General features: G+C 33.9%; 22 protein-coding genes. 5 read left to right on the top strand and 17 right to left on the bottom strand.

Annotated features, from left to right (window positions below):
- Positions 1-2 precede the first annotated feature (2 nt).
- From flxB to flxA, 3 genes are all read right to left on the bottom strand, one after another.
- Positions 3-734, bottom strand: a complete 732-nt coding sequence (gene flxB, locus GXM16_RS19205; protein WP_163396116.1) for a flexirubin biosynthesis SDR family reductase FlxB — start codon at positions 732-734, stop codon at positions 3-5.
- Positions 735-851: 117 nt separating this feature from the next.
- Positions 852-2,069, bottom strand: coding sequence for a WG repeat-containing protein (locus GXM16_RS19200; RefSeq protein WP_163396115.1), 1,218 nt, complete (start codon positions 2,067-2,069; stop codon positions 852-854).
- Between the two features lie 90 nt (positions 2,070-2,159).
- Positions 2,160-3,680, bottom strand: a complete 1,521-nt coding sequence (gene flxA, locus GXM16_RS19195; protein WP_163396114.1) for a flexirubin biosynthesis tyrosine ammonia-lyase FlxA — start codon at positions 3,678-3,680, stop codon at positions 2,160-2,162.
- A gap of 100 nt (positions 3,681-3,780) precedes the next feature.
- Between flxA and GXM16_RS19190 the strand changes: the two genes are divergently transcribed.
- Positions 3,781-5,034, top strand: coding sequence for an NAD(P)/FAD-dependent oxidoreductase (locus GXM16_RS19190; RefSeq protein ID WP_163396113.1), 1,254 nt, complete (start codon positions 3,781-3,783; stop codon positions 5,032-5,034).
- 19 nt (positions 5,035-5,053) lie between these two features.
- Here GXM16_RS19190 and GXM16_RS19185 read toward each other — a convergent pair whose 3' ends face one another.
- Positions 5,054-5,659 (bottom strand): hypothetical protein, encoded by a 606-nt coding sequence (locus tag GXM16_RS19185; RefSeq protein WP_163396112.1) that lies wholly within the window; start codon positions 5,657-5,659, stop codon positions 5,054-5,056.
- Between the two features lie 216 nt (positions 5,660-5,875).
- Here GXM16_RS19185 and GXM16_RS19180 point away from each other — a divergent pair, with 216 nt between their 5' ends.
- On the top strand, positions 5,876-7,150 hold the full coding sequence (locus GXM16_RS19180) for a Y-family DNA polymerase (RefSeq protein WP_163396111.1): 1,275 nt from the start codon (positions 5,876-5,878) through the stop codon (positions 7,148-7,150).
- Positions 7,141-7,581 (top strand): LexA family protein, encoded by a 441-nt coding sequence (locus GXM16_RS19175; protein WP_163396110.1) that lies wholly within the window; start codon positions 7,141-7,143, stop codon positions 7,579-7,581. Before GXM16_RS19180 ends, GXM16_RS19175 begins: the two co-directional genes overlap by 10 nt.
- 249 nt (positions 7,582-7,830) lie before the next feature.
- Here the strand turns inward: GXM16_RS19175 and GXM16_RS19170 are convergent, their stop codons facing one another.
- The 9 genes from GXM16_RS19170 to GXM16_RS19130 all read right to left on the bottom strand — a co-directional run bounded on the left by GXM16_RS19170 (position 7,831) and on the right by GXM16_RS19130 (position 22,947).
- The gene (locus GXM16_RS19170) at positions 7,831-8,397 is read right to left on the bottom strand and encodes a hypothetical protein (RefSeq protein ID WP_163396109.1); all 567 of its coding nucleotides are present in this window, start codon (positions 8,395-8,397) and stop codon (positions 7,831-7,833) included.
- The gene (locus GXM16_RS19165) at positions 8,394-9,584 is read right to left on the bottom strand and encodes an RHS repeat-associated core domain-containing protein (RefSeq protein ID WP_163396108.1); all 1,191 of its coding nucleotides are present in this window, start codon (positions 9,582-9,584) and stop codon (positions 8,394-8,396) included. Before GXM16_RS19165 ends, GXM16_RS19170 begins: the two co-directional genes overlap by 4 nt.
- Positions 9,585-9,708: 124 nt before the next feature.
- Positions 9,709-10,389: a CPBP family intramembrane glutamic endopeptidase gene (locus GXM16_RS23095; RefSeq protein ID WP_163396107.1), complete on the bottom strand. Its 681-nt coding sequence runs from the start codon at positions 10,387-10,389 to the stop codon at positions 9,709-9,711.
- A 728-nt stretch (positions 10,390-11,117) separates the two neighbouring features.
- Complete coding sequence (locus GXM16_RS19155; protein ID WP_163396106.1) at positions 11,118-11,609, bottom strand: hypothetical protein; 492 nt, start codon at positions 11,607-11,609, stop codon at positions 11,118-11,120.
- A gap of 13 nt (positions 11,610-11,622) precedes the next feature.
- Positions 11,623-15,420, bottom strand: coding sequence for a DUF6443 domain-containing protein (locus GXM16_RS19150; protein WP_163396105.1), 3,798 nt, complete (start codon positions 15,418-15,420; stop codon positions 11,623-11,625).
- 10 nt (positions 15,421-15,430) lie between these two features.
- Positions 15,431-18,580, bottom strand: coding sequence for a hypothetical protein (locus GXM16_RS19145; protein ID WP_163396104.1), 3,150 nt, complete (start codon positions 18,578-18,580; stop codon positions 15,431-15,433).
- 218 nt (positions 18,581-18,798) lie between these two features.
- Positions 18,799-20,868 (bottom strand): hypothetical protein, encoded by a 2,070-nt coding sequence (locus tag GXM16_RS19140; RefSeq protein WP_163396103.1) that lies wholly within the window; start codon positions 20,866-20,868, stop codon positions 18,799-18,801.
- A 320-nt stretch (positions 20,869-21,188) separates the two neighbouring features.
- Positions 21,189-21,941 (bottom strand): hypothetical protein, encoded by a 753-nt coding sequence (locus tag GXM16_RS19135; RefSeq protein WP_163396102.1) that lies wholly within the window; start codon positions 21,939-21,941, stop codon positions 21,189-21,191.
- Between the two features lie 631 nt (positions 21,942-22,572).
- Positions 22,573-22,947, bottom strand: a complete 375-nt coding sequence (locus GXM16_RS19130; protein WP_163396101.1) for a hypothetical protein — start codon at positions 22,945-22,947, stop codon at positions 22,573-22,575.
- 126 nt (positions 22,948-23,073) lie between these two features.
- Between GXM16_RS19130 and GXM16_RS19125 the strand changes: the two genes are divergently transcribed.
- Positions 23,074-23,337 carry a hypothetical protein gene (locus GXM16_RS19125; RefSeq protein ID WP_163396100.1) on the top strand — a complete coding sequence of 88 codons (264 nt, stop codon included), beginning with the start codon at positions 23,074-23,076 and terminating at the stop codon, positions 23,335-23,337.
- Positions 23,338-23,470: 133 nt separating this feature from the next.
- Positions 23,471-23,794, top strand: a complete 324-nt coding sequence (locus tag GXM16_RS19120) for a hypothetical protein (protein WP_163396099.1) — start codon at positions 23,471-23,473, stop codon at positions 23,792-23,794.
- Positions 23,795-24,298: 504 nt separating this feature from the next.
- On the opposite strand, the gene GXM16_RS19115 is transcribed toward GXM16_RS19120, so the two are convergent.
- From GXM16_RS19115 to GXM16_RS19100, 4 genes are all read right to left on the bottom strand, one after another.
- Positions 24,299-24,757, bottom strand: coding sequence for a hypothetical protein (locus tag GXM16_RS19115; protein WP_163396098.1), 459 nt, complete (start codon positions 24,755-24,757; stop codon positions 24,299-24,301).
- Between the two features lie 132 nt (positions 24,758-24,889).
- Positions 24,890-25,183 (bottom strand): hypothetical protein, encoded by a 294-nt coding sequence (locus GXM16_RS19110; RefSeq protein ID WP_262892363.1) that lies wholly within the window; start codon positions 25,181-25,183, stop codon positions 24,890-24,892.
- Between the two features lie 174 nt (positions 25,184-25,357).
- Positions 25,358-25,795 (bottom strand): hypothetical protein, encoded by a 438-nt coding sequence (locus GXM16_RS19105; protein WP_163396097.1) that lies wholly within the window; start codon positions 25,793-25,795, stop codon positions 25,358-25,360.
- Between the two features lie 15 nt (positions 25,796-25,810).
- A complete protein-coding gene (locus GXM16_RS19100) occupies positions 25,811-26,176 on the bottom strand; it encodes a hypothetical protein (RefSeq protein ID WP_229684393.1) in 366 nt (121 codons plus the stop codon).
- Positions 26,177-26,291: the final 115 nt, after the last annotated feature.

The following is a 26,291-nucleotide window of genomic DNA, read 5'->3' as shown; positions in this document are numbered from 1 at the left end:
TTTTAAGAATATATTCCCCCGTTTATGTTGATAATTTCGCCGGTAATATAGCTCGATTTTTTTGAAATCAAAAAGCTTACCAAATCTGCTACTTCTTCGGCTTCGCCAAAACGATTTACAGGAATTAGTTTTAATAATTCTTTTTCGTCAAGCTGGCTTGTCATGTCTGTTCTGATAAAACCGGGCGCAACGGCATTTACCGTAATATTGCGTTTGGCAACTTCCTGAGCCAGGGCTTTTGTCGCCGCAACAATGGCTCCTTTTGCCGCCGAATAATTCGTTTGTCCGGCAGTTCCTTTTACACCTGAAACCGAAACGATGTTTACGATCCGGCCATATTTATTGCGTAACATTTTCTGAATGAGAAACTGGGTCACGTTAAAAAATCCGTTTAAGCTTGTGTTCACTACACCATTCCAGTCTTCGGGAGTCATCCACATAAAAAGACCGTCTTTGGTAATTCCGGCATTATTTACAATGGCTTCAACAATTGCTTCAGGATTGGCTTCCTGCCATTTTGTTAAAGTGGCTTGTACGTCTTTAAAATTAGAAACATCAAAGCCTAAAATTTCTCCGGTTGCTCCTAATTTTTGTACTTCCTGAAGCGTTTCTTCAGCCGCTGTTTTATTTGAATGATAATTAATCAGAATATGATAACCGGATTCGACGGCTAATTTTTTACAAATCGCACTTCCAATTCCTCTTGAACCGCCTGTTACTAATACACATTTCATATATGTGGAATTTATTTTTTATTGTCATATATGTTATCGCCTTTTTGCTGGAATTGTTTTTCCAATATTATCATTAGTGGCGATTTCATATATGTGGAATTTATTTTTATCAGGTAATTATTTCTTTTTTTTCGCTGTTGGTTTTCCTGTGGGCTTAGTTGATTTTGTTTCCGGTTTAGATTTTTCGGAAACCTCCTCAGCAGAGGTATGTCTTTCAGCAGATTTAGAAAACAGTTCAGCATTTTCAAACCATTGATTGCCTAAAACAGTTCCGTCCGGTTTAAGAAAACCCCATTTTCCTTCATTTTTAACTCTTGCTACACCATTTATAAATCCTTTGTCCTGCTGGATGAACATGGCTGCGATCCCGTTAGTCGTAATACCGTATTGTGTTGGGATTACTAATTTTCCTGATTCATTGATAAAGCCCCAATTGCTTTCTTTTACAGGAGCCAAACCGTTTGAATTGAAAACTTCAGCATCACTGTATGTTGGCGGAATTACAAATTCTGCTTTTGGATTAATATAGCCCCATTTTGACCCTACTAAAACCGGAGCCAGGTTTTTTGAAAAAGCTTTTGCTTTGTCATATATAGGCAGGATTACCCAATTTCCTTTTAAGTCTATAAAACCAATTTTTCCGTTCTTTTTGGCAAATGTCAAATCCTGAATTTCAAAATCCCAGATTTTTTCGGCACCGTCAACGGGAATAAATTTTCCGCCGCTTACAATTCCGAAAGTTTTATCTTTTCTGGCCCAGGTTGTGTTTTTAAAATAATTTCCGATTTCAGTATAAGCCGGTTCTACTAATTCTTTTCCTGCAGTATTTATAATTCCCCAGTTTTTGTTTAGTTCCACTCTGGCAAAGCCATTTTCAAAAGGCTTGATCTGATCGTATTTTGGTTCTAAAACAACAGCCATTTTTGAATTGATCAATCCTACTTTGTTTCCTTGTTTTATGAAAGCTACACCGTCATTAAAGTCATATAATTTTTCAGAAGCAGGCGCTTTTAAAACTTCACCTTTTTTATTAATATAAACCCAGTCCTTATCTTTTTGAACAATTGCAATCCCGCTGTTAAAATCTTTTACACTTTTAAAATCTGCCGGGATTACCCAGGTTCCTTTTGTATCTATAAAACCCCATTTTCCGCCATTTTCTGCAGCAGCCAAGCCTTCCGAAAAACTTTTGGCCGATTTGTATTGCGGTTCGATTTTAAAAGAACCATCTTTAGCCAGATATCCAATTTTTGAATTCTTTTTAACTAATGCCAGTTCCTGACTATGAACAAATTGAATACCTGCCAGTAACAAAAAAAGAAATGTTTTTTTCATGATTTTTAAAATTCAATGTTTAATAATATAAAAGTTAAAACTCGTTGGGGCATAAAATTTTTAAATACACAGCAATCTTTGTGTAGAATATTAACTGTTGATCAGATAATCTTTTACGTTTTGAACAAAAGGATACATGACCTGATCTTCTTTGAATGTTGGGATTATTTTTCGAACATCATCGTACCATTTTTTGGAAACAGATGAAATTTTATCTTTTTGATCTAAGTAATCAATGGCCTGAACAATGGTGATTAATTCGATTGCTAATACTTCAAACGCGTTTTCGATAACTTTTGAGGTAATTACAGCCGAGTTTGTTCCCATGCTTACAATATCCTGATTATCGTTGTTGTTTGGGATACTGTGAACATACATTGGGTTAGACAACATCTGGCTTTCGGCAGTGGTTGAAGTAGCAACGAACTGAACGCCCTGCATTCCGAAATTAAAGCCTAAGGTTCCCAAATTTACAAACGGAGGCAGTAATTCGTTAATTTTTGAATTTAATAAATAATTCAATTGACGTTCTGCCAGCATTGTTAATTTGGTAATCACGATTTTCAGCTTATCCATTTCAAGTGAAATATAATCTCCGTGGAAATTTCCACCGTGATAAACGTGCTGGTTTTTTACATCTATAATTGGATTGTCGTTTGCCGAGTTAAATTCGTCTTCCAGAATTGAAGCAACATTATTGATAGTTTCCAAAACCGGCCCAAGAATTTGGGGAACACATCTTAAAGAATAATATTCCTGAACTTTCTCTTTGAAGATTTCTTCGGTGTTTTCTCCTGAATATAAATGATCCTCTCTTTTGCGGATTAAGGTACTGTCAGAAAGATTTTGCCTCATTTTCAAGGCTACTTCCTGCTGTCCTTTGTGGCGTTTGGTTTGGTTTAATTCTTCAGAAAAATGATCGTCATACGCCTGGACTAATTCGTTTATCGCGCAGGAAGCTTTTAATGACCAGTCTAATAATTTATTGGCATGATGCACATTTACAACGCCAATTCCGGTCATAACCGAAGTTCCGTTGATCAAAGCCAGCCCTTCTCTGATTTCTACCTGAATTGGCTTTAAACCTTCGATTTCAAAAACTTCCGGAGTTGGCCTTCTTTCGCCTTTATAAAAAACTTCGCCTTCGCCAATTAAAACTAAAGCTAAATGGGATAATTGAACTAAATCTCCACTGGCACCAACTCCACCATGTTCAAAAATTAACGGAGTGATATCTCTGTTGATCAATTCAGCCATTAAATGAATAACGGAAGGATGAACACCGGAATTTCCTAATGATAATGAATTTAAACGCGCTAAAATGGCTGCTTTTGCACAAACAGGACTTAAAGGTTTTCCCGTTCCTGATGAATGGCTGCGGATTAAATTATATTGCAGCTGAATCTGGTCGGACTCCTTAATTCTATATTGTGCCATAGGACCAAAACCGGTATTTACACCATATATTATTTTGTTTCCTGAAAATTCTTTTAAGAAACTGAAGCTTTCACTGATACGGTCCAGTACCAAATCACTAATGATAACTTTCTGGTTTCCAAATATAATAGCCTCAAATTCGGCTAAACTTAAATATTCATTAATTGTATTCATTAAACTCGTTTTGATTGCGCTAATTTAATTTTATTTATCAAAATAAATGTAGTTATTTTGATGAGGCAAATGTAAGTTAATAAATCAGAACATTACTATTATGACAAAGGAGTTTGTAGACGTTTTAATCATTGGGGCAGGGCCATCAGGATGTGTTTCGGCATCCTATCTTCATATGAACGGTGTTAAGATAAAAGTGGTTGAAAAAACAAAGTTTCCAAGACTGGTTGTTGGAGAGAGCCTTATCCCGAGGGTTATGGACCATTTTGCGGAGGCTGAACTTTTTGAAAGTTTAGATGCCATGAATTTTGAAAAAAAATTAGGTGCGCGTTTTATAAGAGGAGAAGAAATTTGTGTTTTTGATTTCAGTCAGAAATTTGGAGAGGGCTGGGACTGGACCTGGCAGGTGCCAAGAGCGGATTTTGATAACACCATGGCACAGGAAGTAATCCGAAAAGGTATTGATCTGGAATTTGAAACCGAGGTTCTGGAAGTTTCCTTTGAAGGGAAAAATTCTAAAACCATCGTAAAAGATAAAGATGGAAACCTAAAGGAAATCCATGCGAAATTTATTATTGATTCCAGTGGTTACGGACGTGTTCTGCCAAGGCTTTTAGATCTGGATACCCCTTCAAAATTAGATCCGCATTCCTCAATATTTTCGCATGTAAAAGACATCAACAGACCGGAAGGTGAGGAGGGAACCATGATTTCTTTTGATATTCTGGAAACCGAAGTCTGGCTTTGGGTAATTCCGTTTTCGAATGGCAATACCAGTTTAGGAGTTGTGGGACCAACCCATTTTATCAATTCGCTTTCGGAAAATAAAGATAATGCCGAGGCTTTGCGAAATGCAATTCAGCTTTCGGATTATTATATCAAAAGATTCAAAGGAACCGAATTTTTATTTGAGCCGGTAAAACTCGAAAATTATTCCAGAGCAGTAAAAAAAATGTACGGGGATGGTTTTGCCTTAACAGGAAATAGTTCAGAATTTCTGGATCCTGTTTTTTCATCCGGAGTTGCTTTTGCAACTGAATCCGGAATGCTGGCAGCAAAACTTTACCTAAAAGAATCGCAGGGAATTGAAGTAAACTGGGAAGTTGAATTTACAGAATATATGAAACGCGGTATTGCCGTTTTTACTACCTATGTCCAGGAATGGTACACCGGAAATCTCCAGACGCTGTTTTTTCATCAGCCAGAAAACCCGGATGTGAAAGAAAAAATATGTTCGGTATTAGCAGGGTATGTCTGGAATGAAGAAAATCCGTTTGTGAAGAAACATGACCATGTGATTAAAAATATGGCCTATTTACTGAATATGCAAAAAGAAAACCCTAGTGAGAACTAGGGTTTTACTGTTTTTACTATTATTTGTAAGCCTTCTTTGCAATCATCTTGGCAAGTGATTTTGCTGTTTTGGCATATCCTTCGCCAATTCTTGATTCATTGCTGTAATTATTCCCCCATTGGTCTCCCGGAGCTTCTTCACTTGTAATTTCCAGAACTACATTTGATTTGTTAGCTGTTTCAACAAATTTTAAATTGGTCGAAACTTTTGCAGGCTGTTTCATAATTCCGGCATCCCAGCCCGGATATATCCATGTAGTTTTTACAATCAGAGTGTAAGGTGTCGTTAGTCCTTCCTGAAAGTTTAAATCTTTTTTTTCTTTTTGCAATACAACATTTATTAATTCCAAAAATTTAGGAGTCCAGATTAATTCTTTGGATGAATTCCATTTTTTTTGCCAGATGTTACCATTGCCTTTGTGTTTTTCATTTAGTTCGGCCGTCCTTTCTTCTACATACTGTTTTTCAGTTTTATTTTCTTTCATCATAGTAAAATTACTATAATCAAATTCTATGTTAACTTCTTTTTGTGTTTTTAAAAAATCAAAATTTCCGTTTACAACTTTCATGTCCTGAGCAAATGTAAATCCTGAAATGAATAACAATGCGAATACTATTTTTTTCATAATTACGATTAGTTTAGATTTCAAATGTAAATATTTTTTTAAATAACAACCATTTTTTTCAGGATTTCTCTAAATATTTTTTAATAAGATTATTTTTTAATTTCTAATGAAAGGTTAAGTTTTATGTTGTTGTATTTTAATGTTTTACATGATATAGCATGAAAATTTAACTTTCCTAATCAAAATGTATATTACACTATTACGTAATTTTGCAAGATGTATGCTTTAGTCGATTGTAATAATTTTTATGCTTCCTGCGAACGTGTTTTCCAACCGGAATTCAACGGAAAACCTGTTGCGATATTATCGAACAATGACGGTTGTGTGATTTCGAGAAGCAATGAAGCTAAAGCAGCTGGCGTTCCTATGGGTGCCCCGGCATTCAAGATCCGGGAATTGGTAAAAGAAAAAAATGTCAAATTGTTTTCGTCGAATTATCCTTTATATGGAGACCTGAGCAATCGTGTTATGGAAATTTTGAGACAATTTACCCCGAATGTCGAGATTTACAGTATTGACGAAGCCTTCCTGAATTTTGATGGTGTGGGTGTTTTGGATTATCAGGATTATGGACTTCAAATGAAATCCCGAATTCATAAATGGGTGGGGCTCCCGGTTTGCATTGGCTTTGCCGAAACGAAAGCCTTATCAAAATTAGCCAACAAAATTGCCAAGGAATTTCACGACAGAACTAAAGGCGTTTACGTAATTGATACCGATGAAAAAAGAATCAAGGCTTTAAAATGGACAAAAATTGAAGACGTCTGGGGCATTGGTTACCGTACCAAAAAGAAAGTTAAACTTCGAAACATTCATACTGCCCTTGATTTTATTCAGCCACAACACGAAGCCTGGATTAAGAAAGAAATGGGCGTTATTGGCCTTCGACTAAAATATGAACTCGAAGGAAAATCGGTTTTGGAATTAGAACCTTTGCCAGAGCAGAAAAAGAGTATTGCAACTACAAGAAGTTTTCCCAAACAAATTTCTGATTTTGATTTACTACGTGAGCGTATTGTTACTTTTGCCTCTGTCTGTGCAGAAAAATTGCGTAAGCAAAATTCCTGCTGTCATACCATTATTGTCATGCTAGTTATTGATAAGCATTCGGTAAAATCATCCCAATATTATTTTAATATGGCTATAACACTGCCGTATGCCACTAATTCAACTTTGACTATTTCCAATACGGCTATCGAAATACTGAAGAAATTGCACAAAGGAAATGAAGGAATCCGCTTTAAAAAAGCCGGAGTAATAGTAACAGAATTGATTGATGAGGATAAAAAGCAGTTTCAGTTGTTTGAGGAAGAAAACCCGAAACATCTTGCCCTGATGAAAGTAATGGACCAGCTGAACACCAAAATAGGAAACCGGAAAGTAAAACTGGCTTCGCAAAATCTTAAATTGACCTGGGACATGAACCAGAATCATTTATCGCCTAAATACACAACCGATTTTAGTAAACTTCTGGAAGTAAAATGTCTGTAAAGAAAGAACCAAAACTCACCTTTTTTCAGCCTGATTTTGAAAGTGACATCAGGATTCCTTATGTCAGTGAGGGTGTATCGGCAGGTTTTCCCTCGCCGGCTGCTGATTTTATGGAAACCAGTATTGACCTGAATAAGGAATTAAGCGAAAATCCGCTGGCTACTTTTTACATCAGGGTCAAAGGTAATTCGATGATCGATGCGGGTATCAACGATAAAGATGTTTTGGTGGTTGACCGAAGCCTGGAACCTCAAAACAATAAAATTGCGATTTGTTTTATCGATGGCGAGTTTACCGTGAAACGTATTCAGGTCGAAAAAGACTGTTTGTACCTCATGCCCGAAAATCCAGATTACAGCCCCATAAAAGTTACCGAAGAAAACCAGCTTATTATTTGGGGTATGGTTACTTATGTGATTAAAAAGGTGTGAAAATAAGATGTCAAGAGTAACATCTGGAGAAATTCAGGATATTCTATAAAAACCAAAAAGCCACTCCGTATTGAAGTGGCTTTTTGATTCTCTTTGTGGGCACAGGTTTTAAATATGCGCTATCGTTGACGTACATGTCCGAGCGATCGGGTTGTAGGTTCTTTGTTTGCCAATCTTTGTAGGTACGAGTGTGACGCTCGCACTAACGAACTGCTATATACGCTCATGCCAGGGGGACAATATATTTAATCAGAATTCTAAATCAACTTTTTTCCTTGCTTTAATGTTTTTGAAATCCTTTATATTTAGAGGTCCAAAAATGGAATCAGTTGTTTTTTCGATTATGTAATAATTGGTTTTATTCTTAAATATTTTTTTATAGCAAGATTTTTGCCTAAATAAACTATCGGCAACTATATCTTTTTTTATTTTTTTGTTTTTTTCTAATAAAGTTTGAATATCCTTTAAAGTCATTTTGTCATAACCTATCTCAACTAAACTATCTTTTCGATTTTCTAAATAGTAGTTATTCCAAAATTCTAAATTCTGTTTTATTTTGTTTATAAGTAATTTTTTATTTGGTTGTTGTTTAATTATTATGTATTCATCATTAAACTTTTTTTGTATAACATCTGCATAAATTAAAACTTCCTCAAAATTAGATTTTTCCTTTGACCTGTAAAACATTGATCCATATGGGTAGCCTATATCTATAGCTTCATCGTCTGATAAATAATAATAATTATCGCCCATTGTTTCTATATTACTACAATTTGTTAGCAAAAAGGCTACAAATAAAACATTCATTTTTTTCATTTTATTTTTATTGTTGGGTTTAAATAGTGTATTTTGTAGGCTTGAAAAGCACCATTATATTGCTCCATAACAGATGGACGGCCCATATCTGTAGCTATATTTCTAATTACATTTTTAAAACTATTATTTGGCCTTAGTTTGTAATGATAATCTTGATCGAGAACTTTTACTGTGTTTTTGCCAGTAACTAAAAATGAAGTACCTCCATAAGTTGCTGCGGTTTCCCAAGGAAGCTTAATAAAAGCCTGATGCGTTTCTAAACCAAATACTTCTCCTATCTTTACTCCTTCAGGAATTTTAAGACCTGTCCAGTCAATTTTGGAATTATCAACATTTATCTCTGCACCATGTCCCTTAACACCCCAAAGATCCGCTTCAACTTTACTTAATTTCCCATTATTATCTAAATCCCATTTATTTTTTTTACCAGGCGGATCAATTTGATGTAGTGCGTGATTCAGCCCACTAACCACAAGGCCAGTAACAGCTCCCTGCCAAAAATTACCCCCAGTAAGAGCTGCTCCTGCACCACCCGAAACTGTTCCAAAAGCAATCATACCTGCAACATTATTGGCACCTATAGCGCCACTAATACCTTGATGCACATAAGTAGTGGTTACGAAATGTCCTTCTGTCAAATTACTATTGGTTTCAAAATTTGTTTCAGTTGTACTTCCTCCACCCCAGGCACTTGCCGCAATACTACTCAAAGCCCCACTGGCAAAACCACTCCAGAATTTTCCTCCTGAGATAGCCGTCATACCACCCTGAAAGGCCCCGTGTGCTACAGCACTTACTGCAGCCCTGACATAGAAATTCGTAATTGTACCTGCTGCACTACCAATACCATATGTTACCGCTGCACTTGCCGCACCAATAAATGTAGCTTTTGCTGGCACATCTGCCAGCAAAGCGGTTACTGTATAGGTCAATGCCGCTATAGTCGCACCAATTATCACAGCACCCGCAAAACCAATAATTACTTCCCCATTAGGATCGGTATACATCAGCGGATTGTTCAGTACATAAGCATATCTGTTGTAATTCTGGGTATTCTCAGGCTGTTGTATGAAATTGTCCGGCATTAAAAAAGAGCGCAGGACAGGATCGTACAAACGGCCGTTCATGTGGATAAGCCCAACCTCTGCCAGATGCTCGTGGCTGGTATAGCCACGGTCCAGCATCATCAGGGCTGCTCCTGTACCGTGAAGTTCGGTATCAAAAACTTACTTCCACATCAAAATAAAATCAAGCAAATTTTCAATAATTATTTTAAACCAATTTTTCTTTTTATTTGTCATCTTATATTTTTTATAAAATCTTATTTGTTTTATCGTTAGCTATTTTAAAAAGAGTAAAAAATATTAGAAAGACTAATATTAAAAGAATTACAGCAAAATCTATTCCTTTAAATTTAGCCAAAAAACTAATAAAATTAAAAGAAGTAATAGATAAAAAATTATTAACAAAATGAAGAAAAATACTTATAAAAATGTTTTTAGTTTTCAAATATATCCAAGAAAGAAAAGTACTTAATAAAAAGACGTATAGAGGTGCCGAATCAGTAAAGCAGTGGATCAAAGTGAACCCAAGAGATAATATCAAAATAGATTTAAGTTTTGTATTTGTTGCAGTTAAATTAATTAACAAATATTTCCTAAATATAAATTCTTCTAATATTGGATATAAGAGCAAAGCTTTAACAACTTCGTACTTACTTAAGTGATTGTAAATTAACAATCTATCGCTTGCAAAAGCAAGAGATGTACATAAAAAATACAAAATGTAAAAACAAATAACAAACAACAAATAATAGAAGAAATTAAAATTAATCAAATGAGGTGGTGTTTGTTTTATATTTATATTAGAAAGATAAACAATAGCAAATAAATCAAAGCTAATTATTAAATATCCATTTAAATTAAAATGTAAATCTATATACGAGATGAATATAAATACAAGAATTATTAAGAAGAACTGAATATTTTTCATTATTAATGATTTTAATAATAATTTGTAATTTTAAAATACTGATGTTATAAGATTAAGTGTGTATTTTAAATAATAAGAATACACACTTTAAAACTCAGTAAAGTTAATAACAAGAATAATACTATTACTTCAATTTATCTACAAATAAATTATCTAGCTGTGCGAAGTCTCCCGACTTCGTACCCGTTCCTAATATGCCACTACAAGGTTTTTTTGGCAGTTTAATACTCACTGATAACCCTTGAAACAAATACAATTATCAAGACATTCACGGAAAAAATCGGGAGACTTTTATTATATTTTACGGCTTTCAAGAACTTTTAAAAATCCACAAAGTCATGAGACTTTGCGGAGCGGGGCATAAATCATAGTAATCGGGGGTAATACTCCTATCTGTTTTATTATTTCCTGGATTATTATTCATTCGATTTCCTTGTACATTATTTACATTATCTGGTAACCAAAGATGTGTCCAAATTCATGTGCTGTAGTTCCACCCGCACCAGGTTGGGCTGAATTTATAAAACCAGTCAAAGATTTACATTTTTTTCTATGCATGATCTTAAAAACAATAAAACCTTCGCAATTGCGAGGTTTTATTGTTTTTGCTATTCTTTGTGCATTCCTTGAGCTACACGAAAGGATTCGTGCGGTAGCGTCGATAATTAAACACCAACACATCTGGTATATTACCGCTTTTTTATGAGGAACTCTTTGTGGTGCAGGGATTAAGATTCACCATTAATCATTAATTCAAAATATGATTGTGTTGAAATATTGATTTTCATATTCCAATAACATGAACCTCCATCAGCAATATCAATCATTTCATTTTGCCAATCTAATAATTCTTCTTTACCATTTTTATACATTGTTGGTATCTTACAAAAGGAATTTATATAAACTATCTTGTCTCCATCATCATTAATATAACATAAATATTGCATATATCTTTCTTTTAGTTCCATGAGAGATTGTTTTTTAAGAAATAAAAAACGTTTTTCATTAATAGCTTTTTCTAATACAGAATCAATTCTGATTAATTCTGATTGATTAGGACTCCATGATTTATATGCTTTCTTCGTAATCCAATTAATGTTTTCTGAACTATTAATAATAGCAATTCTGTCATCAATTTTATTAATTGGGATTATTTTCTTTTGTTCAGAGCAGGATATAAAAGATATAAGTATAAAAAATATTATTAATTTAAGCTTCATAATTTTGCGAATTTTAATTAACGATTTTAGGTTTTGTTCTAGTAATAACTCCCTGCTCATCTCTAATTTTATTTTCCCTTTCCCTAACATTTATTTCATCCTGCTGAACTTCAACTTTGTTTCCTGGATATGCCCCGTCTGGATTTATTATTGTGACAGGTGTTTTATCATAAGCCCCATCAGTTTTTGCATTTTCATCAGCATGAATTAATTCATGTGCCAATCCTATTTCTGCTGGACGTCCTTTTGTCCCATCTGAGTTACTAATATTTTCTCCTTTTGCATCAGGGTTAAAACTAACAAAGGTATCTCCATTTTTTAATCTATCAGCACGATTCTCTCCTCCTAATTTGATTGTTACCTTTTCATCTGCTCCAATTAGTCCAGCAATAAGACTTGTTCCCTCGGATAATTTTTTATTTTCATTTGCCTTTTCTCCCTTGACTTCCCTAACAAGAAATCCTCCTCGGGTTTTTGTTAATTCTAGTTTTGAATTAGTTAACTTTTGCAAATTAGTTAAAATGGTTGATTTTTGTCTTGCATTTTCACTCCCATTAGGGTTTTTCCCTGCAATATTCGGAATGAAAATTTCTTTGCCATTAGGATCAATAAACATTACAGGATTATTCGCAACATAAGCGTATGGGCTGATGTTGTAATACTTATCTGCTTTTGGATCAATGTTAAACCAGCGACCTAATGCAGGATCGTAATTACGTGCTCCATAGTCGTACATGTTAAGCCCCAGCTCGTCTTGAAGCTCCTTGCCATTGTACTTATATTTATAAGCAGCACTGGTATAATTAACGATATTATTACTATCCTTATGCTTCAATCCAAACGGGTAGTAATTGTTTTCTTCTACGATTTGCAAAGATGGTGTGGCCGTCTGGCTAACATCTCTATAGCTCAGGCGTACATTTCCTAAATGGTCTTTGTATTGATAAATATAATTAAAATTACCTGAATTATGCGCTACATAACCTTCCGGGTGTGAAAAAAACTGCAATATATTATTCTCATATTGGAATCCGCCGGCATAATCGGTTGTAGTACCTGTGCTTACAATTTTACGTTGTTTCACGCCTGATGCATCATATATATAATCAATCGTTTCTCCCGTTGCGAATGTTATTTTGATGGGAAGGTTCAGGTGGTTGTATGTAATTCCTGCAGATGCAGATGTGCCAATTCCTTTATTGAAATCCCTTGTCATATTACCATTGGCATCATACGTATAGTCTTCAGCAGTGTTAGTTCCGTCCTTAAATCCTTCACTACCATAAACTAAGGATTTGTAGGAATCATCTACTTTCATTAGACGATTTCCTTTATCATATGTATAAATTAAATTATCAATTCCGGCTGACCAGTTAGTATCATATGCATTTTGCATATTACGAACCAGACTCAAAATATTTCCATTGCGGTCATATTCGTTAATAGTTTCGTCAAATTTACCGTTTTGTACGTTATTTTGAGCATACTTTGCTGTCTTAAACCTATTCAAAGCATCGTAGGTGTAGGTATAGTTTTTTAAATTACCATCCATTGAATCAGCAGTTTTCCAAAAAGTCTGACTGATGTTGCCGTTGTATAACTTTGTTCCGGTTGAAGGTTTATTGTAATTTATCTGAAAACCAAACAAATCTCCTGAAGCCAAGGTTATGGCATTATTACTGGTATCACTATCGTTTATTCCCTTTAACCAGCCACGAATATTATAGGTATAATCTACTGTTTGTAAACGGTTCTGAGTCGTTTTTCCGCCTACTTTTTTCTGGATTAGCTGTCCAGATTCATCATAAATATTTTCTGCAATTACTTCTGGTGTTGACGCTCCGTTAATGGTTTGTGTCTGTTTGGTAAGTCTTCCGGCCTGGTCATACGTAAAGGAGTCAATTATGGTAGTGGTAACGTTATTTCGCTGGTGAGTAGATGCTGTTTCTAAAATTTTGCCCACAAAGTCGAGCTGGTTTTTTATTGTACTGGTGGTAAGTAAATAATCATTTTTGCTATAATTATATATGGACCTGCTTTTGTCATCGTAATAGATTAGGTTGGTTATCCAGTCGTTTGTTCCTAAAATGCGGACTTTATTTCCAGTAGACAGTCCTTTTGCATTGGTAATTGGTGTGACTCCATAAACAGTACTTGTTGGAGCAGCACCGACGGGAAGATCAAAACTATAGTCATCATAATAATTGACAGTAAATACGTTGATATTGGTATTGTTAATATCAGGAAAGGCATTATTGCTGTAATATACAGTTGTGCCATTGATCGTATTTGTTCCTTGTTTGTTTTCAGAAATTGTGGTGCCTGCATCTGCCAAAGCCTGAAGTCCGGTTCTTGTTGTTTCTGTATTATTTACATATTCACCTGTATAGACTGGTCTGTTGAATGCATCGTATTTAGTGAACAGCCATTTATTATTCTCTTTTAAATTGGCATCCTGGGTTAAAACAGGTCTGTCCAGTTTGTCATATACAATATATTCCCATTCTTTGCCAGGAAGTTTTTTCTCTACAAGCCTGTTGCGTTTGTCATATCGGTATTGATATATCAACTCATCAAAGGTTGTTTTGTCTATAGGCTGGGCAATGTAGCCAGCCTGATGATCTGCAAGATTTATAATTCTACCAGATTCGTAATAGCCTTCTGCATTGGGATATATTTGTACCCCGGTTGAAGTAAAATACAAATCACCATCCTGGATATAAGCTGTACCAGCTAAGGTAGGATAACCTTGAGGATTTGCCATCATAATATCTCCTAACGGCATATTAGGCAAAGGGGGGGTATAATTTAAATCGAGTATTTTTCCTGATTTTAAAGTTGAACCAAACATTCCAAAACCATCAGCATACAAATTTATTATAAGAGAATCCGAAGATAGACCTATGTCAATCTGGCAATAATTAGAGTCTCCACTTGTAAAAAAGTCAAAATTGTGCATGTCGCTGTAATAATTGTAATAAAGAGGTGGATATGCCTGCGTTATTGAACTGTAGGCAAAAAACTTGGGAGGCAGTACATAAGTAAGGTTCCCGTAATCATCATATACATAATAGGTGTCATGCCATTTATATGCATCAAAAGTGCGTTTCAAGACAATGCGCCCTTCCTTGTTCTTGAATTCTTCGGTAGTATGGTTACGAGGGTAATTCTGGCCGGCCTGCCAGTTCTCATCTTTGGTAACGGTTTTGTATAATTGTGATGGATCGTAAATTCCTTCATCCTCTAAATATGGGTTTTCGGTATTGCCTGCAATAAAGGAAACGCCAAAACGTCTCACCTGATCGGCATTGGTGTTGGTTTGGTAATCCAGTCTTATTTCATGACCATTGCCCATTTTCCAGTCTTCACCCGGAGCGGCCTGTTTTAATACTCTGCTAAGCGGTGAAGCTTCAAATTCTTTTTGTGAATAAGGATTAGTTGTACTTTCATATGTAGTAGTATTGTAAAATGTACCAACATCAGTTAGTGCACTAGTTTTATAATTGAGCGAAGCGGCTGTCGTTGGAACATAAGGTAAATATTCTTTTACTTGTCGTCCAAAAGCATCATACTCGATAGGAGTAACTATGTCCTTACCTGAACCGGATTGCTGATGGGCAACTTTCTGTACAGGCCGTCCCAAACCATCAAAGTAAGTCACGTTTTGATCAGCTTGTACACTGGTAGGGTTTGTAATGCTAGTGGCTGATTCCACTTTATAGATAGTGGTTTTTATATAATTTTCTGTTGTTGTCTGGCTTAAAAGTACAACAGGAAAAAGAGTAAATACCAATAGAAATATATTTTTCATATTTTTTTGATTAGTTTTTATAATGATATTGGTTTTCAGAAATAATTTTGCCCTCATGATCTTTTACAGATTTCAAGCGGTTAAATGTGTCGTATTCATAATATGTTATTTTTCCTTTTGGATCAGTTGTACTTGTCATACCTACAAGTGGTTTATAAGTAAAAAGAGTTACTTGTGCATTAGGTAAATTTGTTTGAAGAGCACTTAACATATTACGTATTTCCGTATCAGTTAACACGACACTCTGAAAGACTCCGTTATTCAATTTAGTCAACGTCGTAGCACCTAAAACATTGCTAATGTCCTGATAAGTAGCGTTTATCACTTTAGCTATCGGATATTGGTTATTGTAACCCCAGATATAACATGTTGTGATGCCATCTGCTGGCTTTATTTCTAATATATTCCCTTTACCATCGTATTTTGAAAAATTCCCCTTCTCTTTATATCTGCTGTCAAACATAAAGCCCGTTGGATAAATAGTTGAAAAATTGAAACCATTAATATCAATAAGGTTATTGGTTTCTAATTCAAATATTTTTTCTAATTTCAAATCTTCAAAGTAATTCAGTTTACCTCCTGTTATGTATTCTACTCCTCCTTTTACAATAGAACTATTGATTTCAGTGGGTATATTTTTAATATTATTAGATAATAATGCAGCGAGATCATGAATTTCATTAGTTGCTGGTATTGTTGATAATGGCGGAAATACATAGTCCATAGGGTATTTATATCTTGTTACTCGCAAATTGCTTTTAGAATTTAGCATTGACTCTTTAGTCAAATTAAGATGTTTAGTGGCATCATAGAAATATTCCTGTTCTGTCTTCACTTCATTGCCTGAATAAAACTCTTTTGTCGTTTTCTTTTTTAAATAGGACGAATTCATATATTTCTTGTATCCCTGAACCCGAAATCCCGAAATCTGATTGATAGATACATATTTATTATTATCTATTTGGCTGTTTGGATTGAAATCGATAGGGTCAGTGTATTCGTATTCTTCTGTTCTAATAGGATTCATCAAGTCAGATTCTGTGTATGTTTTTTGCGTGAGTATCTTTCCTCTCATTATGCTTTTATCAGTTCCCTGTAGATAAAAGTTCCTGCATAAATTAAAAGGAGTAAGGTCATTTTCATTAACAATGGTTGAATATATTCTATTATTAGTTATTTCTGAAGCATATGTATCAGGGTGGGTTTCATAGGAGGAAAAATTATATTCTGTATACCCTTTGCCTGCCTCTATTTCAAAAACCTTTGAGTACCCTACATTGTAACTATCCAAACTGGTTGTTTGAATGTTTGAACTGGTAACTGTTAAAATACTAGAACTTACATTGCTATTTTGTTTATAAAAGGTTTGATATCTGGGCCAATTCATAAGAATGCCAGAACTTGTGCTTCCATTGAGACTGGTCGTATATTGATATTCTTTCTGAGAATCTAACGTGCCTACACCTGAGTAATTCTTGATTTTTTTTATTCTTGCTCCGCCTGCCAGTCCTCCATTGTTGGTAAGTGCAGGAATAAAAGAGCTGGCAGAATTTTTCTCAATCCTTTTATTGTAATATTGAGGTTCATATTCATACAATGAATATCCTTTTGTAGGATAAACTATTTTGCTGAGCAGTGCCACATTATATGCAACTGGGTCTGGGTCTCTTGGAGTATTAATCAAGTTGTAATCTCCGGTAGTATAGTTGTAAGTTGGGTCAACTGGCGCTATGGTACTATTAGTGTCTTTGAAGTTCCAATATCCCCAATGATCAATACCCATAGTATAATATGCCGGCAAATTGGTTGTGTTATAATATTCAAATGAATATTTCTCGTTACTATCAAGTCCATTTAGTGAGGTTAAAAAAGGCCTTTGATGCGATCCTCCAAAATTAGAATATGAAAAAGTGGTTTTTTTGGTTAAATTTAATCCATTATAGGTTTCAATATTGTCAATTACCCATTCATTATCATTGTTATAAATTGAAGTAATGGCTGTGTACTCTTTTATAGGATAGCCAATGTCTTTATAATTTATCTTAATTTGATAATCTCCATATTGGATTGAAGAAAGCACTGATTTTTTTATGAAGGAAAACTTCAAATCCCCATAGCTTACTGCACTGTTTTGTCCCTGACATAAAAAGCCTCCTTGGTTTTCAGGGCACATTTTTAAGGTGCTAGAGCTAAGGCCTTGTTGGTAAAATGATTCCTGAGAAATCAGTAGTCCATTTGGATAAGTTTTGGTACCAATTGCACTGCCTAGTTGACAAAATTCCCAACGGTCAAAACTTTCAACAACATAATTAAAGGTTATTATATTTCCTGTATTTGTAATTATTTTGGACAAGCTGAATGAGTTAATAACAGCCATTCCTTGCTCTACAGTAGTTCCCTGTACGTTGGGATAAGTTATTTCATATGTAGAGAAATCACCTCCAAAAATATATTTATTCCCTTTACCATCAATTATCGTTATTATTGAAGTTGATGGTTCACAGCCTATATAATTATATATTGCCATCTGAGACAAATCAACTTTGATATTTGGATCATCGGACTCTACAAGTACATTTCCATCATTTCCTACGACAAACTTTCCAGAAATGCCTACAGCATTAAAACTAAAAACATCCGGATGGGTTTCATAAGTATTGTTACTAGATGGATTAGGCCTAAATACCCAGTCTGATGAGTTATAATATCCTGTACCTCCATTGATATTATAGGCATTAACATTATTGGATGGATCTGCTTTTACACCAGCAAAAAAACCTGCACATCCTGTATTATATCCCCAACCTCCTGGGCCACCACCTAAATATTCATCTGGTATTCTATTTAGTTTTCTTGTAATCCTTCCACCAGCCATTAATGACCAGTTCATTCCTGCAGGATCAGATTTTTTATGAGGAATAAAACCAGAAGAGTCGTATGATATAAGTACTGGAATATTTAATTCGCCAGCATCAAAAGAAGTTATGGGTATTTTCAAATCTATTGACCCCGTATACATATTTATGGGAACATTTCCGTATTTTTCAAATGCATAAGACTGAGGAGATTTAGGTACTAATAATTGATCTCCAAATCGTTGTGCTGATAGATTGTATATACTAAATAATAACAAAAGAATTAAATAGATGTTTTTTTTCATAATATGAGTTTGTCATTTTTATTAAATATTTTTAAATCAAAAGATTCTAAAAAGTAAAAGGACGAAGGACAAAAAAATCACAGAACATTTTTCGCATATCTGAGATAATTAATTTAAATAAAATGAGCCTAATTAAATATCAGCTCATTTTATTTAAATTTGATATACTTCCTTAAAGTTATTTTATTACAACTGTTCTAATTATCAAACTTTATATACTAGGGCTGTTTATAGTGGTAAACATTGCTGCTAAGGATATTTGTCTGCTGATCCTTAACGTTTTTCAATCTCTGGAACTCGTCATACTCGTAATATGTTGTCATTCCCTTCTCATCAGTCATGCTAGTCATCCCAACCAGAGGTTTGTAGGTATATGTTGTAATTTGGGTATTCTTCATTAATGGAGAAGTTCGGAGTGTATCCAATAATGCACGTAATGCAATTTCTCCACTGGTTACTGCATTATCTATCTGCGTCTGTGTTATTATGGAACTTACCGTTGCGTAATCGCTGTTTACGATCTTCGCAACAGGATACTGGCCATTATAACCCCAAAGATATACATTAGTGATTCCGTCGGTAATCGTTTGACTTTTCAGAGTGTTGTTAAGATTATAGGTGTTTGAGAGTTTATTGCTAAAAGTGTATGGAGATTGTGGATTAAAAGCAATATCTGTACTTTTCGTCTCCGCACTGTATATTGTTAAAGGCAAACCATTAACTCCATACTGAACTTGCTTACCAGAAATAAACTTAGCATTACGATAACTACGAACATCCACAGGAGAAAGGATATTTTTATCTTTCAAAGCGGAGAGTGAAGTACCATACTCAGTTGGATAATAATATTTTGTAGCAATTGTATCTCCCTTGCTAGTGTATTCCCTGCTCTCTGTCAGTTGCTTGTGGTAAGTAGAATTATAGTCAAACTCTTTTTTTATTTCTATATAACTGCCATCACTATTGTAAGTTTTTGTAATCTGCGTGATAGGTTTAGCCATACCACCTATATCGTAAGATCGGGCATAGTAATATGCAATTTCATCACCAAATGATGTTACTTTGTAAGTAGGAACCGCCTTAAGAGCATGGATGTCGTATATGGTAGATTCCTGAGACAATAATACATCATTTTCTGAGTAAGTTTCTTTAGATAAAAGATGACCGCGCCGCCAATCATTGTTAACAAAATTTGGAAAAGGAAACGTACAGGAAGAAATAGATTTATAATCAAAATGTGGTGGAAGCCTAGTTGCGTAAGCATAGATATCTTCTGTTTGAACCAATGCCGAGTAAAACGATCCAGGTGTCGGTACTCCATCGTGATCGGACCATCCACCAGATTCTAAGTCGGGAGCAAAGCTAAAATGATAAATGCAAGAGCCGTTACCGGGCGAGAATTCCTTAACAGTAGTGTAGACAGCGTTCGTTCCTGCTCCAAGTCTATATTGAGAGGCTCCTTTAACATGGACTATAAACTTATTGTTTATGGATAAATGGGAGGGAACTCCAAAAGCGGCTAATGCTGTCCAATCTCCTTCCCGAGGAGGGGATTCCGTGAAACCCGTATCGTACCAAGTGTAATACGGATTGTCTGCTGCTCTACATTTTTCAGAGGACATGTAATCAGGATATTCATAGTTTTTTATCATAGGAGCAGAGCCGGGACCTTCTTTTGTTTCAATTTTTTTGACCCTTAGGCCTCCGGCTATCGGCCATGAATAATGCCAATTGTCATAATTTATCGGATGTGTTTCGAATTCAAAAGATGTGTAACCACTGGTAGGAAATATGATTTTATTTAAAACACAGGCCTTTGATGCTTCCGCATCTGGCTCCCTTGTACCTCCATTGCTTATGCCATAGGCAAAACTGGGGCCTCCGCCATTATAATCACCGGAACTAGTTAAGGACCAGTCATCGATGCGAAAAGGATTATTCTCTGCATTATTGGGAAAAATTGTTTGGTTATAACTATTATTATAATAGCCAAAATGATCCTGACAAGGAGACAGGCGGTAAGGGAGCGTATAAGGATCGTTAGTTAACGGGTCGTTATCACCAAAATATTCAAACCGATAAGGACTTTGTTCGCTACCATCCAAACCTATTTCGCGAAACGTGTCCAGTCTTAAGCGATAATTAAGGCAATGGATTCCAGTACCAAACTCTCCTCCAATTTTCTTGGAGTTATTTGCTTCGAAGTAACTGTAATTAAAACGGAATTTTTTTACCTGTTGATTTTTACTGTTCTTCAATATAATAAAATCAAGTTGATTGTTGGCCATAGATTCACTATCCAGCCTTACATTAGGAGAGGTAACAAACTCTAGGTAATTACCAGAAGAGCTCGTGATTTTCTCAAGAACAATCCCGTGAATATTGGAGTCATAAGTAATACATGTGTTTGTATACTGGTTCGGAATAGAATAAGTAGGTGTGAATCCGTTGATCACAAAATATGCCTCACTATGGCATCTTTTCTGATATGCTGAAGATACTTTACCTCCCTCTGTATATTGGAATGTAAGCACTCCTCCAGAAGGACTTGTTATTTTGGAAAGATACCAAGCACTTATAGATGTATCCCCATAATGATTATTATCGCTTACCGTCTCATGATCCTTGAATTCATAGACAAAACACGTTCATCAGTAATGATAAAATCTCCCCCTACATATCCTACGCGGGTTTCTCCATCAGATACAAACTGAACCTTAAAATCTTCATATTGGGTAAAAGTTGCATTACCCGCTCCATCAAAAAAAAATCTACCTGCTTTTCCATTGAAATTATAATAGAATATATCTGAGCCATTATCCGTTATATTTAAAGCTCCATCCCTTAGATTTTGCTTAATTTGACGACAATAATTCTCTGTTGAAACAGCATCATAGCAATTACCGCAATCTGGAATAGAAGTCCTGTTCTGCAAATTTCCTGTATATGCATACCCGTCAGGAAGTCCCCTAATTTCCCTTGTAATTACCCCTCCGGCATTTAAGGCCCAGCCCAAACCGACCCAAGAAGCTTCCTCATCTACCTTAATGCCAGATGCGTGGTATGATAGTGATATATCCAGATCGATGTCCTTGTCTGAAAATTTAGTTATCGGTATATTAATCTGAGGTATTCCTAAGGACAAATTAACGGGGATGTCACCATATTGGCCAAGAGAATAAGTATTTGGCGTATATATATTGAACTGTTCATGTCCAGTATATTGTGCAGAAACTTTTTCGTTCTTTAAGAATAAAAAAAACATAATAATTAAAGTACTTGTCAATCGGGTAAGTGGACATTGATTTCTAAAGATTAGCGAAAAGTTAGTTTTCGAAAGAAAAGAGCTGTTTTTTATCATAAATTGTAGTTTTTTTATTAATTAAATTTTCCTCTAATTTGATTAAAAGACTAATATTTCTTGTGGTTCTAATGTTTCTGAAAGTACATGGATAATTTTTTAAGGATTTAAATGTTTATTATCCAATAATTTCAGCAAGCTAATAAGTGTGAAAACCACGCTAATTAATAAAAAAAAACTTATAAATTTTGAACAAAAAAAACTTTAAATGTTTTAAAACTTTAAATTAATTCGTAAGAACCTGTATTTCAGTTTATTAATTAAATATTTTTTTAAGAGGAAAAATAATATTAATCTGAAATATTGAAGGTTCTTATTTCAAGCTATTTCTTTTCTATACAATAATTTGTATTCTGCTAAATGGATTATTGGTTTAAATAAAATGAAGTTTTTTAATGTTACAAATGAATAAAATATTCAATTCTAAAGATTTCGTATATCGCTTAAAGATAATTCTAATAAGATATAGTGCTTGTAATCTATTTACTGAATGTTTTTCGAATAAGGATCAATACTAATTACAGCAGTTTGATTATTAAATAAAAGCCAGAAAGATCAAATCTTTCTGGCTTTTGTGTAGTTCAAGACTAAAGAATAATAATTATTTTGTGAAATATAAAAATTATCCTTATTATTTCTTTTTCTTATCCTCTAATTTCTTTTCGATCAGGGCGATAATTTTATCTGTAGTGGCCTCTTTGTCAAAGTATTTTAAGAAAGCTACATATCCGGGATCTGAGTTTTGATAAACTGAATTTGGGTCACGCAAAACGTTATTTTCATCTTCTGCAATTTCCATGTCACCCATGCCGGTCAAAACCCAGTTTATGTTTAAATTAGGATAAACCTGCATAATTTTTTTCAAAATATTCATTCCCAGTGACCTCGAATTCGTTAAAATTGGATGCAAAGAGGTGTATAATATATCATTTTCTATACAGAACTGCCTAAGGTTAACTTCTTTGCTTTCAATATAATAGCGTAATCTTTCGCCTTCTGTTTGCATTTTTTTTATATTTTTGTATTAAAAATGATACAATATATCAATAAATGATATATATTTGAAATAGTTACTTCGTAGTAAAATCGTAGTAAAAATACAATAATTATATGATTCAAATAAAACTTATCTATGATTACAGCCGCACAAAGAAATAAAATGAAGAAAGTCTTTAAAACAGGCTACTCAAAAGAGGTTAAAATGCTTTTAGAAGAGAAAGAGATCTGGAACAAAAAAGGGCTTCCTTTTAGCAATTCTTATATCACTCATGTTTTTAATGGCAGAAATACGAATAATGATATCGAGGAAGCAATCATTGAATTGTATCAAAAAAGATTATACGAAGAAACTGAAATCACATTACGCAGAAAAGAAATTTTCAGCAAAAAGATATAGATTTTAAGTTATAAATATAAATTATGCAGAAAGGAAATTATATAAGTTTAAAAATCTGAATTGTGTTTGAAAAAGTAATACAAATCTAATCAGGATTAATTATCAAAGTTACAAATCAAATAAATCCGGTATTATGGCAATAATAAAAAATGAAAGTTTAGAAAACATGGGATACTTCTCAGATAAACACGGAGCATTAACGAATTTTATTTTTGAAATTTTATCTGTTGAATACAGGGATAATCTGTATGGATATTTCAGGATAAAGTTAACAAACGATAATTCAAAATTTGTAGTTATTAATAATCTCAGTATTTGTGGTAAGTTTTCTGATAGTTTTCCGGACCGGGTATTAGAAGAAGGGCCTTATTTATGTCATCCGGATTTAATCCACGAACTCGTACTTGACATTTTTAGTTATGAATTTGATTTGTATAAAAGTAAATTAGTTAGTTGAAAAGAAGAAAAGCAGTACCGTTTATTAGTTGTTGTAATTGATTTAATATTTTACCTGCTTACAGAAACTTCCTTCAAAGTTGTAATAAATCTTAAAAGCCAAAATCTTTTATCAAATATGTTGATTTCAAAATATTATAAAAAAAAAACAGAAGTGTACTCTTAAAGACACTTCTGTTTTTAGTTAATGGCGTTGTAAACGCTGCCTTTTTTCTATAAATTTAAGTAGGTACTCGTTGAAAACAAGCACTAGAGCCATAGGGAAACGAGTGCCAGTGGGGTGTAGTATGATTATATAATCTCATCTTTATCCACTACTTTACTAAATCGTGCCACCCAGCCATTCTCGCCCCATTGGTTCTGCTTTAAGCATTTCACTAATCTCAACAAGATTTATCTGCTTGCTATTTTCTTCATTTGTTAAAACCACCGTTTGAGTTTAAAGATATTATAGAATATTTTTAAATAAAGAAGACTATCACTCTAAGATAGCTTCGCAATTTAATTATTCTTTTGCGTTATTTTCCACACCCAAATGTTTTGGTCCTTGAGGCGTCTTTGCCCATTTTGATAACCTTACATAACATTTTTTACCTTTTATCTCATAATCTGAATAAGACAATAAAATTTCATTTTTTGTGAGTTTTTCTATTTTAAAGACCTCTTTATCCCAGATAAATGTGGAATCATTTTTTATAGACCAAGTTCCAGGGTCATTTACCACATCACCGTCACTATTGAATAATCTAAAAAATGGTTTGTCATTGAACATTAAATATAAATCACAAGTATCATCTTTTTTAAATTTAAAACAATTACCTCCAGTATTATAACAATAATCATAATGTTGCCAGTATTCATCTTTATTCGCTATAAATATAGATTCTATTTCATTTCTTTTACCGCATGATATACTTAAAATCATTAACAGTAGTATAAAAATTTTATTCATTGATTTTTTCATATTTAATGTAATCTGATAGTTTACCGTCGTACTCTACTTTTAGATCTAGACCACCTTTTTGCTGATAAAGATCATAAATTATGACTTTAACATCTGTATCATTTTTATTGAATTCGTTTATTTTTTTTGCAATTACATCACGTGTAATATCTGATGCTGCGTTTTATCCATATTTAATAAATAATTGGCAAAAGAACCGGCATTTTGAATTCTAAAACCAAGACTAGTATATTTGTATGTAGGGTCGTTGGCTGCTTTTATATATACATCGGCGTGAACTTCTAATTTATTTTTATGTTTGAACTCTGGATGATTCTTCTGATAATTATTATCATCCACATGAAATATTTCATGTTTTAAAATACTTTTAAAGTCATTGACATTATCCAGATATTTGTTAAAACCACCGTTTGAATTTAAATATATTATGAGTTCCGGGTGGTGTATGCGTGTAGGAAAACAGAAGTGAACTTCTAGAAGACACTTCTGTTTTTAGTTAAAGGAGTTGTAAGCGCTGTCTTTTTTCTATAAATTAAGTAGGTAATCGTTGCAAACTATCACCAGTTGAGTTACTTTTTTGTAAGATGACCACATAATTACCTACTTAACATTATCCAGTGAATCTACTGGCTTGGGTCCTTGTGGTGTTTGTATCCATTTTGATAACCTTACAAAGCATTTTATACCCTTTGACTCGTAATGGTAATAAGACAATAAAATTTGCTTTTTTGTAATTTTTTCGATTTTAAATACCCCTTTGTCCCAAACAAATGTAGAGTCATTTTTGATAGACCAGGTTCCTGGATCATTTATTAAATCACCATCATTGTTAGCTAGCCTAAAAGCTGTAGATGTTACCAAGAACCTGTCATAACTTCCATTTTCATTAAAATGGAAACAGTTGCCCCCAGTATTGTAGCAATAATCATGGTGTACCCAGTATTCGTCTTTCTCAGCTATAAATATAGATTCTGTTTCTTTTTTCTTGCTGCATGATATGCACAATATCACTAACAGTGTTAAAATTGTTTTATTCATTAATTAAAAATGTTTTTAGTTATCGAGCAAAGTCATTTCTATTAAATCAGTTGTTTCTCCTTTACCTCCCCATCCTATTACTAATTTTAGACTACCTTTTTGTTGATAAAGATCATAAATTATGACTTTAACATCTGTATCATTTTTATTGAATTCGTTTATTTTTTTTGCAATTAAATCCCTTGTATAACCAGGCACTACGCTTTTATCCATATTTAATAAATAATTGGCAAAAGAACCGGCATTTTCAATTCTAAAACCAAGACTAGTGTCTTTGTATGAAGGATCTTTTGCTGCTTTTATATATACATCGGCATGAGTTTCTAAAAAGTGTTTAGGTACGAAATTTGGATTTTCCTTTTTATAATTATTATCATCCACATGAAATATTTCATGTTTTAAAATACTTTTAAAGTCATTTGGAAAAACCGGTCAATTTGACCACCTAATTCCGGAGTAAATTGACCACGCGTTCCGTAGCAAAGTGACCACCTGA

The organism is Flavobacterium limi (assembly GCF_010645075.1).
Lineage (GTDB): Bacteria > Bacteroidota > Bacteroidia > Flavobacteriales > Flavobacteriaceae > Flavobacterium > Flavobacterium limi.
Note: the sequence above shows the minus strand (reverse complement) of the source record. Positions and strands in the feature narration are given on the sequence as shown.

Coding starts and splice junctions, on each gene's coding strand:
- GXM16_RS19200 (WP_163396115.1), bottom strand. CDS start 2,069: ATGAAAAAAACATTTCTTTTTTTGTTACTGGCAGGTATTCAATTTGTT.
- GXM16_RS19180 (WP_163396111.1), top strand. CDS start 5,876: ATGTATGCTTTAGTCGATTGTAATAATTTTTATGCTTCCTGCGAACGT.
- GXM16_RS19190 (WP_163396113.1), top strand. CDS start 3,781: ATGACAAAGGAGTTTGTAGACGTTTTAATCATTGGGGCAGGGCCATCA.
- GXM16_RS19125 (WP_163396100.1), top strand. CDS start 23,074: ATGATTACAGCCGCACAAAGAAATAAAATGAAGAAAGTCTTTAAAACA.
- GXM16_RS19185 (WP_163396112.1), bottom strand. CDS start 5,659: ATGAAAAAAATAGTATTCGCATTGTTATTCATTTCAGGATTTACATTT.
- GXM16_RS19115 (WP_163396098.1), bottom strand. CDS start 24,757: ATGAAAAAATCAATGAATAAAATTTTTATACTACTGTTAATGATTTTA.
- GXM16_RS19145 (WP_163396104.1), bottom strand. CDS start 18,580: ATGAAAAAAAACATCTATTTAATTCTTTTGTTATTATTTAGTATATAC.
- GXM16_RS19155 (WP_163396106.1), bottom strand. CDS start 11,609: ATGAAGCTTAAATTAATAATATTTTTTATACTTATATCTTTTATATCC.
- GXM16_RS19120 (WP_163396099.1), top strand. CDS start 23,471: ATGGCAATAATAAAAAATGAAAGTTTAGAAAACATGGGATACTTCTCA.
- GXM16_RS19150 (WP_163396105.1), bottom strand. CDS start 15,420: ATGAAAAATATATTTCTATTGGTATTTACTCTTTTTCCTGTTGTACTT.
- GXM16_RS19175 (WP_163396110.1), top strand. CDS start 7,141: ATGTCTGTAAAGAAAGAACCAAAACTCACCTTTTTTCAGCCTGATTTT.
- flxA (WP_163396114.1), bottom strand. CDS start 3,680: ATGAATACAATTAATGAATATTTAAGTTTAGCCGAATTTGAGGCTATT.
- GXM16_RS19170 (WP_163396109.1), bottom strand. CDS start 8,397: ATGAAAAAAATGAATGTTTTATTTGTAGCCTTTTTGCTAACAAATTGT.
- GXM16_RS19105 (WP_163396097.1), bottom strand. CDS start 25,795: ATGAATAAAACAATTTTAACACTGTTAGTGATATTGTGCATATCATGC.
- flxB (WP_163396116.1), bottom strand. CDS start 734: ATGAAATGTGTATTAGTAACAGGCGGTTCAAGAGGAATTGGAAGTGCG.
- GXM16_RS19165 (WP_163396108.1), bottom strand. CDS start 9,584: ATGATGCTGGACCGTGGCTATACCAGCCACGAGCATCTGGCAGAGGTT.
- GXM16_RS19130 (WP_163396101.1), bottom strand. CDS start 22,947: ATGCAAACAGAAGGCGAAAGATTACGCTATTATATTGAAAGCAAAGAA.
- GXM16_RS19140 (WP_163396103.1), bottom strand. CDS start 20,868: ATGGCCAACAATCAACTTGATTTTATTATATTGAAGAACAGTAAAAAT.
- GXM16_RS23095 (WP_163396107.1), bottom strand. CDS start 10,389: ATGAAAAATATTCAGTTCTTCTTAATAATTCTTGTATTTATATTCATC.
- GXM16_RS19135 (WP_163396102.1), bottom strand. CDS start 21,941: ATGATAAAAAACAGCTCTTTTCTTTCGAAAACTAACTTTTCGCTAATC.